This window comes from Amycolatopsis sp. NPDC026612 (assembly GCF_040638285.1).
Taxonomy (GTDB): Bacteria; Actinomycetota; Actinomycetes; order Mycobacteriales; family Pseudonocardiaceae; genus Amycolatopsis.
In genome coordinates this window covers 47179-55138 of record NZ_JBEZYB010000053.1, presented here as the reverse complement: position 1 = coordinate 55138, position 7960 = coordinate 47179, and the positions used below count along the sequence as shown (strand labels likewise).

8 protein-coding genes are annotated in these 7960 nt (G+C 73.3%); 3 read left to right on the top strand and 5 right to left on the bottom strand.

Annotation, left to right across the window (positions count from 1 at the left end):
• Nucleotides 1-92: 92 nt before the first annotated feature.
• From AB0F15_RS32920 to AB0F15_RS32900, 5 genes are read right to left on the bottom strand one after another with little or no spacing between them, the layout of a single operon-like run.
• Nucleotides 93-332, bottom strand: coding sequence for a tautomerase family protein (locus tag AB0F15_RS32920; protein ID WP_360278977.1), 240 nt, complete (start codon nucleotides 330-332; stop codon nucleotides 93-95).
• Nucleotides 313-1332 (bottom strand): GNAT family N-acetyltransferase, encoded by a 1020-nt coding sequence (locus AB0F15_RS32915; protein WP_360278959.1) that lies wholly within the window; start codon nucleotides 1330-1332, stop codon nucleotides 313-315. The genes AB0F15_RS32920 and AB0F15_RS32915 overlap by 20 nt, the downstream gene beginning before the upstream one ends.
• Nucleotides 1329-2396, bottom strand: coding sequence for a hypothetical protein (locus AB0F15_RS32910; protein ID WP_360278956.1), 1068 nt, complete (start codon nucleotides 2394-2396; stop codon nucleotides 1329-1331). The genes AB0F15_RS32915 and AB0F15_RS32910 overlap by 4 nt, the downstream gene beginning before the upstream one ends.
• On the bottom strand, nucleotides 2393-3433 hold the full coding sequence (locus AB0F15_RS32905) for a GNAT family N-acetyltransferase (protein WP_360278954.1): 1041 nt from the start codon (nucleotides 3431-3433) through the stop codon (nucleotides 2393-2395). Before AB0F15_RS32905 ends, AB0F15_RS32910 begins: the two co-directional genes overlap by 4 nt.
• Nucleotides 3430-4137: a hypothetical protein gene (locus tag AB0F15_RS32900; RefSeq protein ID WP_360278975.1), complete on the bottom strand. Its 708-nt coding sequence runs from the start codon at nucleotides 4135-4137 to the stop codon at nucleotides 3430-3432. Before AB0F15_RS32900 ends, AB0F15_RS32905 begins: the two co-directional genes overlap by 4 nt.
• A 321-nt stretch (nucleotides 4138-4458) precedes the next feature.
• Between AB0F15_RS32900 and AB0F15_RS32895 the strand changes: the two genes are divergently transcribed.
• From AB0F15_RS32895 to AB0F15_RS32885, 3 genes are read left to right on the top strand one after another with little or no spacing between them, the layout of a single operon-like run.
• Complete coding sequence (locus tag AB0F15_RS32895; RefSeq protein ID WP_360278952.1) at nucleotides 4459-5469, top strand: glycosyltransferase family 2 protein; 1011 nt, start codon at nucleotides 4459-4461, stop codon at nucleotides 5467-5469.
• 32 nt (nucleotides 5470-5501) lie between these two features.
• Nucleotides 5502-6707 (top strand): ATP-grasp domain-containing protein, encoded by a 1206-nt coding sequence (locus AB0F15_RS32890; protein ID WP_360278949.1) that lies wholly within the window; start codon nucleotides 5502-5504, stop codon nucleotides 6705-6707.
• Nucleotides 6704-7957 (top strand): hypothetical protein, encoded by a 1254-nt coding sequence (locus tag AB0F15_RS32885; RefSeq protein ID WP_360278947.1) that lies wholly within the window; start codon nucleotides 6704-6706, stop codon nucleotides 7955-7957. Before AB0F15_RS32890 ends, AB0F15_RS32885 begins: the two co-directional genes overlap by 4 nt.
• Nucleotides 7958-7960 lie beyond the last annotated feature (3 nt).

Sequence of the window (7960 nt, the reverse complement as noted above, 5' to 3'; positions counted from 1 at the left end):
CGGCCGCGGCCCCCCCGCCTGCCAGACCCCCCCCGTTAACTTCAACGTGAAAGTGACGGGCGCTGAGCGGCACTTTCACGTGAAAGTGCCGCTCAGCGTTCGGAGTGCAGGACGCCGCCGGTGGCCCAGTGGTCGGCGCCGATCTCGACGAGCGTCACCTGCACGCCTTCGGGCTTGCCGCCGCAGGTGCGGATGAACGCGTCGGTCAGCTCGCGGACCAGTGCACTCTTCTGGGCCGGCGTACGGCCGGGGAACATGGCAACGCTGATCATCGGCACGGCGGGGCTCCTGCACGTAGGGGACGCCCGGAAGCTAGCACCACGCCGGAACAGCCGCCGCGTACTGGGGTACGAGCCGCGCGCCGAGCGACGCCTTCATCTCGGCCATCTTCTTCCCGAACACCACCGACGGCCGCCCGGTCGAGACGGCCCAGCGCACCGCTTCGCCGTAGATGTGGAAGTACAGGTTGGGCCGGCCGCCGTCCTCCGGCCGCAGCGCGCCCCAATGCCGCGCGATCGGGAGCGTCGGGTGGTCGAGCAGGGTCGCCAAGGCGAGCAGCCGGCCGGTGCGGGTGTCGTGGTACTCGACCACCCGGACGTCGGGCTGGCGCAGCAGCGCCGTCAGGTACCCGGTGAAGTACGGCAGCGGCACGATCGGCACGTCGTGGTGCTTGTGTTCGTTGTACCGGAGCACCTCCGCGACGGCGACCGGGTCGGCCTCCTTCCCCGGCACGCACCGCACCTCGATCGACGGATCGGCGTCGAAGGTGCGGAAGATCTTGCGCAGGTTCTGCTTCCGCTTCCGGGCCAGTGAGTTCATCCAGTCGTCGCGGGAGCCGAACGCCGAGACGTCGAGCACGGCGATGTCCTCGGTCCGCCGCACCAGCCGGAACCGGCCGGAGACCGCGGCCCGGCCCGCCTCCCCGACCTGCCGGAGCAGCAGCCCGCCGAACCCGGGCCCGAGTTCGGCCCGCATCGCCGGGACGTACGTGTCGAGCAGGCGCCGCACCCCGCCGTCCGCCTCGTCCTCCGCGAACCACCAGCCGGGTTGTGAGTTCGAGCCGGGGGCCCGGACGTCGAGACCGCCGACACGGCCCCGGCCCGGGCCGGTGAACCGGTACCGCCGGGTGCGGCCGGTGACCCACGCGGCGCTGACCACCCCGCACGGCCGGTCGCCGTCCCGGAACACGGTGATCGGCTGCGGGGTCCGCGCGGCCCAGGCCTGCGTGGCGAGCACTTCCCAGCTCCAGTCCGCCCGGAGCCCGGCCTGCTCGCGCAGCGCCGTCCAGTACCCGGGTTCCGCGTCGTACCGGGGATCGAGGACGTCGATCATCGGCCCAGCACCGGCCGCGGCACGGCCACGGAGAACAGGCTCCGCGTGCCGAAGCCCAGCGCGGCCTTCTCCGGCAGCATCGCCCGGCCCGCGGTCAGTTCCGGCCGCCGCGCGGCGATCATGTGCGCCACGCACCGTGCGTAACAGTCGACATGGAGACCCTTCCGGCCGCCGGCCGCGCTCGGCAGCGCCGCCCAGTGGTGGACGGCGCACCCGCTCTCGTGGTCGATCATCGTGTTGAAGCCGAGCAGCCGCCCGGCGCCGTCGCGGTAGGTGCGGGTCAGCACGTCCGGCCGGCGGACGAGGGCGTCGAGGTAGCCGGGCGCGATCGGGCTGCGGGTGTCCAGGTGCAGCCCGCCGACGCGCGACCGCTGCCCGCCGGCCCACGCGCGTTCGTCCTGCCGCGCGCGGTGGGCGTTGAGCAGCACCGCCAGCTCGTGCGGGTCGAGGTCGGTGCGCCCGAACGCCGCTTCGGTGGCGACGTCGGCGTGCAGGTACCGCCGGACCTCCGGCGCCAGCGACGACTCCCATTCCGCGGGCGTCGCATACGTGTTGCGCAGCACGGCGGCCGGATCGATCTCGCGGGCCACCCGGCCGCGGCCGTCCAGCGCGGGCACCAGCTCCGGGTTCATCGCCCGGTAGACCACCCCGAGCAGGCCGGCACCGAGGTACCGCCGCAGCGCCCGCTCGAACTGGCGGATCGCCGCCCGCCGCTCGGCCGCGCCGACGCCCTCGTCGAACACGCACGCCGGATAGCCGCTCAGCAACGGGAGGTAGACCTCGGCCCACCGCGGGCGGAACCGGCCGCCGGAGATCGGGGCGAAGCCCGGGGAGCGCCAGCCGCGGCACACCATCACCGACAGCGCGCCCACGACCCGGGCGCCCCGCCGGACGACCGCGAGCACCGGCGGGTTCTTCGCCAGCCACGCCTCGCGGCGCACCAGTTCGTAGTCCCACACGGGCAGCAGGGACCGGTTGCGGAACTCGGTCCAGCCGTCGGGCGGCGGGTCGGTCCGGGGATCGTGGACGTCCACCGCGGGCGTCGTCACGGCGGGAGCGGTCATCGGCCCAGCACCGGCCTCGGCGCCGCGGCCGCGTAGAGCTTGCGCGGCAGGAAACCCAGCTCCTCCTTGAGGTCGTTCATCCCGCGGCCCGCCGACAGCTCCTTCGCCCCGCGCTGCGCCATGAACCGCACCGCCCGGACGTAGGAATCGAAGTACAGGCCCGAACCCCGGCCGCGCTCGTCCAGCGGCAGCGCCGCCCAGTGCTGCAGGCAGGGGCTGTCCGGGTGGTCGAGCAGGGTGTTCACCGCGAGCAGCCGGCCGCTGGGGTCGGCGTAGGTGAGCGTGTGCACGTCCGGCCGCCGGACGAACCGGTGCAGGAAGCCGGCCGACGGGATCGTGCGCGTGTCCAGCGGCAGCTTCCCGTAGCGCTCCCGGTGCGCCTTGACCAAGGCGGCGACCTCGGCACCGTCGACGTCGTCGCGGCCGGGTCCCCCGCGCACCACCAGCTCCGGGTCCTCGGCGATCCGGCGGCGGCGCCGCCGGAGATTGGACCGCCGGGGGCCGGCCAGCGTCCTGAGCCAGTCCTCTTCGGACTCGAACCGGTTCTCCAGCACGGCCGTGGGTTGCGCGGGCCGGACCAGGCGGCCCAGGCCCGCGGCGTGCTGCGCGAACTCCTCGTCGATCGCCCGGTAGAGCACGCCGAGCAGGCCGGCGCCGAGGTGGCGCCGCAGCGCCCGTTCGAACGCGCGCACCAGCGCGGCCCGGTCGCCTGCCGGGAAACCCGGCGCGAACACGATGCCCGGGTAGCCGCTCAGCCACGGCTGGTACACCTCGGCCCAGAACGGCCGCACCGACCACCGTCCCGGCGCGGGCGCGAACCGCGGGGCCAGCCGCGGGCGGCAGATCAGCACGGACAGCCCGGCCACGAGCTCTCCGCCGTCCGTCGCGACGACCAGTTGCTGCGGGTTGCGCGCGCCCCACGCCTCGAGGCCCATCAGCTCGTAGTCCCACACCGGGTGCAGCCGGGCGGTCCGGGCGAACTCGGCCCAGCCCGCGGGGGCCGGGTCGGTGCGGGGATCGTGGAACTCGAACCTCATGTGAGGACGACCGGGGTGCCGTGGCGCGGGCACGGGGCGATCTCGCCGCGCACCCCGCCGGCCGGCAGGACGTCGACGAACCGCGGGGAATCCTGGCGCAGCAGGGTGAACGCGAGCCCACCGGACGTGGACCGCGCGTGGACGTGCGGCCAGTCGAGGTGCCACCGGCCGCAGTTCCCCAGCGCGCCGAGGTACCCGAGCACCGGGTCGTGCAGCACGCCGTAGGGACCGCTGTCCAGCGAGTCGAGTTCGCGGTGCGGCACGACATCGACGCGGTCGGCCTCGGGGAACGCGGTGATGGCCTTGTCGTCACCGACGACGAGCACGCGGTGGCCCCGGTTCAGCACGGACGTCAGCTCGCGAAGCACCGACGCGCTCGGCTCGTCCGGGTTCACGACACAGCCGCGGACCCCTTTCGGCAGGTCGGACGGTGGCCGCAGATCGGGCGGTCCGAACAGGACGACCAGGCTCCCGCGCCCGGGAGCCCGCGCCGTCCGCAGCACCCGCCCGAGCCCGCGCGCCGGATCGGGCCGCGCCGCGCCGCCGGCGAGCGGGACGAGGTCGACGAGTCTGTGCACGGCTTCCGCCAGGGGTGCCGCACCGCCGTTCGTCCCGGTGCGACCGGGCACGACGACCGGGTCCTCCCGGCCGTCGAGCGCCCAGCGCTCGCGGTAGAACGGCACCGTCGCGAACGCCGACCGCACCGCACGCAGATAGGCGGCACGCCACACCAAGAAGACCCCCGGGTTCCCCATGGCGCAGGAGTCTGCGCCCCGGGACGGGGTTTGGGAAGCGCCTTCACAGAAGAACAGACCGAACGCCCCAAGGTCCCGACTTTCTCCCTGGGCTGAAAGAGGGAATTCCGACCCGGGCAGTGCCCAAGTCGAAGCTTTTCTGCTTATAACTCGCAGGCCGCACAGACAGGCAAGCCGCCTTACCGGATCCGCTGGGGGATTCATGAGCAGTAATACCACGTTCGGTGACCGCATGACCACAAGATCAGGCCGCCGGGCCAGGCACCGTCCATGACCAGCACTTTCCCCGGCCCGGCCCAAAGTGGACTCAGCGTAGTCATCCCGTGCTTCAACGAAGCCGATAATGTCGAACCGTCCTATCGGGAAATAACCAACGAACTAGGTCACTACTCACTCGAAATGTTTTACGTCGACGACGGGAGCAGTGACGGGACACTCGAAGTGATCCGGTCGCTCGCCGCCACCGACCCGCGCGTGCGTTACCTGTCCTTTTCGCGCAATTTCGGGTTCGAGGCCGCCTTCTCCGCCGGTTACCGGTACGCGACGAAGCCGTGGATCCTGCACGTCGACGCCGATCAGCAGTTCCCCGCCGCCGAGGCGGAAAAGCTCATCGAGGCCGCCGGGCAGGGCAACGACGCGGTCTTCGGCGTCCGCACCAACCGCCAGGACCCCCGGCTGCGGCGCTGGGGCACCGCCGCGTTCCACTTCCTCGGCCGCCGCGTGCTGCGCATCGAGATCCCGCCGGGGGCCACGGCGTTCCGGCTGGTCCGCGCCGAACTGGCCCGCAAGATCGTCGACCTGCGGCTCGGCACGCCCTACTTCCTGGCCACGGTCCCCCGGCTGACCAGCCGGTACACCTGCGTGCAGGTGGCGCACCGGGCCCGGGAGCGCGGCGAGTCGAAGGTGGGCTTCGGCTTCCTGGCTTCGCACGCCATCGAGCTGTTCGTCGGGTTCACCAGAAGACTGACGACGGCGGCGTCCGCGACGGCCCTGTTCGCCGCCGGGCTCGGGGTACTGGCCGCCGGCGCGGCGACCTTCGGGCTGCTCGGGGCGAGCGCCTCCGCCGCACTCCTGTTCGCGCTGCTCAGCGTGGTCCTGGTCGTCCTTTCGCTGACCGTCCGCTACCTCGTCGTGGTCGGCGCCGGGCAGCCGCGGCCCCGGCAGTTCTACGTCCGGGAAGCGAACGTCCTCGTCGACGCGGCCGACCGGCTCTTCACCCCGGAGGACCCGGCGGGTCCCCGGCTCATCGATGTGCACCTGGGGAAAGGCGTTACGGCGTGACGAGTTCGAAGAAGGGATCCGGAAGAACCCTGGTGATCCTGGGGGGCGCGGACGGTTCGGTCAGCACCTACGAGCGAGCGCGGGAACTGGGGTTCCGCACGCTCTGCGTCGACGTCCGGCCCGGTGCGCCGGCGGTGGCGTACGCGGACGAGTACCTGCAGGTCAGCGTGCGCGCGCCGGAGCAGATCGCGGCCGCGCTCGACGGCCGGCGCGACCTCGCCGGCGTGCTGTGCCCGGCCAGCGACGTCGGGCTGCCCGCCCTGGCGTGGCTGACCCGGCACTGGGGCATGCCGGACCCGCTGCCCGCCGCCGCGGTCGCGGCGTCGACCGACAAGCCGGTGTTCCGCGCCCTCTGCGACCGCCTCGGGCTGCCCGGCTACCGCAGTGTAGGCGGGCAGCCCGGGCCGGAACTGGTCCACGCGGCCCAGCAGCTGCGGTTCCCGGCCCTGGTCAAGCCGGTCGACTCGTCCGGCAGCCGCGGTGTGGTCTCCTGCCCCGGCCCGGGCCGGTTGACCACGGCGTTCACCGAGTCGCTCGCGTTCTCGCCGTCCGGCCGGCTGGTCGTGGAGGAACACCTCGACGGCTCCCACTTCACCATCGAGGCGCTGGTCGTCGACGGCCGGGTCGTCTTCCACGCCGTCACCGAACGAACGCTCACGCCGCCGCCGTTCTTCGTGACGTCGTCCCACCTGCTGCCCGGCGAGCTGCCGGCGGATGCCGAACTCCGGCTGATCGACGCCCTCGACCTGATCTGCACCGAACTCGGCTACCGGAGCGGACCGCTCTCGCTGGACGCCGTGCTCGGCCGGGACGGGCAGCTGTACCTCATCGAGATGGGTGCCCGCATGGGCGGGAACGGGCTGGCGGAAGCGATCGCGCAGTGCCACGGCGCCGACCTGATCGCCGCGGGGATCGCCACCGCGACCGGCGGCGAGGTGCGGCTGGACCTGCACCAGCCGCAGCCGACGCTGGTGCACGTCCTCGCGTCCGACCGCGGCGGGCACCTGTCCAGAGTGGACGGCGTCGAGGACGTCCTCGCGATGCCCGAACTGGCCGGGCTGCACCTGTTCGCCGACGAGGGTTCCTACGTCCGGCCGTACGACCAGGCGGGGCACAAGCTGGGTTACGCCGTGCTCACCGCCGGCTCGGTCCCCGAGCTGCTCGCGGCGGAGAACGCCCTGCGCGGCAAGCTGAAGTTCCTGCTCCGCGAACAGGACATGGCGGTACCCCTGCCGTGACGGGCTCCCCGGTCACCGCCGCGCCGCCGGGCACAGCGCCGCCGCGGACGGCGGTGGTGCTGCGGCTGCTCGCGGGCCGGGGCGCGTTCCGGCTGTCGGTCCAGCTGATGGGGCTGGTCCTGATCGCCGCGTGGGGCGCCCGCGACTACGGGCGGTTCGCGAACGCGCTCGGCCTGGTGACCTGGCTGAACTTCGTGCCGGGCGCGGCGGAGAAGTCGGCGCTCAAGGCCCTCCCCCGGCTGCGGCTGACCCGGGACGCGGTCGCCGGGCTCGCGGTCCGGTTCGCCGCGGTGCCGGTGCTGGTGGTACTGGTCGCCATGGCGGGCGCGCTCGTGGCGGCGCCGCGGTCGGACGCGGCGCTGTACCTGACCGCGGCGGCGTGGTCGATCTCCGGCGGCCTGCTGATGACCGTGTCCGGCCTGCACCGCGTGCGCGGTAAGTCCACATTGGACGCGCTGGCCTTCACCGCGGGCTCGGTCGTGGTCGGCGTCGTGACCTGCGTGACGTGGGTGGTGCGGTGGCCGCCCGGGGTGCACCTGGCGATGCTGCTCGGCGGGCTGCTGGTGATCCTCGGCGCGTCGGCCGCACTGCTGCCGCGGCCGTGGCTGCGCGGTGGCGGGCTGCCGGGGCACCGGCTCCTGCCCGCGTTCGGGCGCAGCACGGTCCTGCTCGGCCTGACCGAGGTGCTCGACGTGCTCTCGACGTCGGTGGTGTTCGGCGTGCTCGCGCTGGCCGGGCGGACCACCGAAAGCGGCCCGTTCTACCTGGCGCTGCTGGTGTCGAGCGCGTTCTGCTCGCTGCTGTTCTACCAGCTGAGACTGCACCAGCCGACGGCGTCGTGGCGGATGCGCGGTACCGGCGCGGCGGCCGGCCGGGCCCGGGCGGGCGGCCTGCTGAAGCTGGTCGAACGCGGCGGGATCGCGTTCGCCGTGCTGCTGGCGGCCGGTCTCGCGCTGCCGTCGACGCGGGTCCTGCTCACGACCGGGGACAGCTACGTCGTGCTCGGGGTGCTCGTGCTCGTCGAGACGGCGTTGTACGCGACCGGGCTCTACGCGAGCTTCCTCATCGAAAACACCACCAGCAAGGTGCTGACGCTGACGTCGGGCGCCGCCGTCGTTTCGCTGGCCGCGACCGCCGTCGCCGCGGCCCTGCTCGTCCCCCCGCTCGGTCCGGTGGGCGGGTTCGCCGCGCTCGTCTTCGCGCTCGCGGTCAAGGCCGCCGTCCTGCGGCGCCTGATCCGCCGTCACTGATGT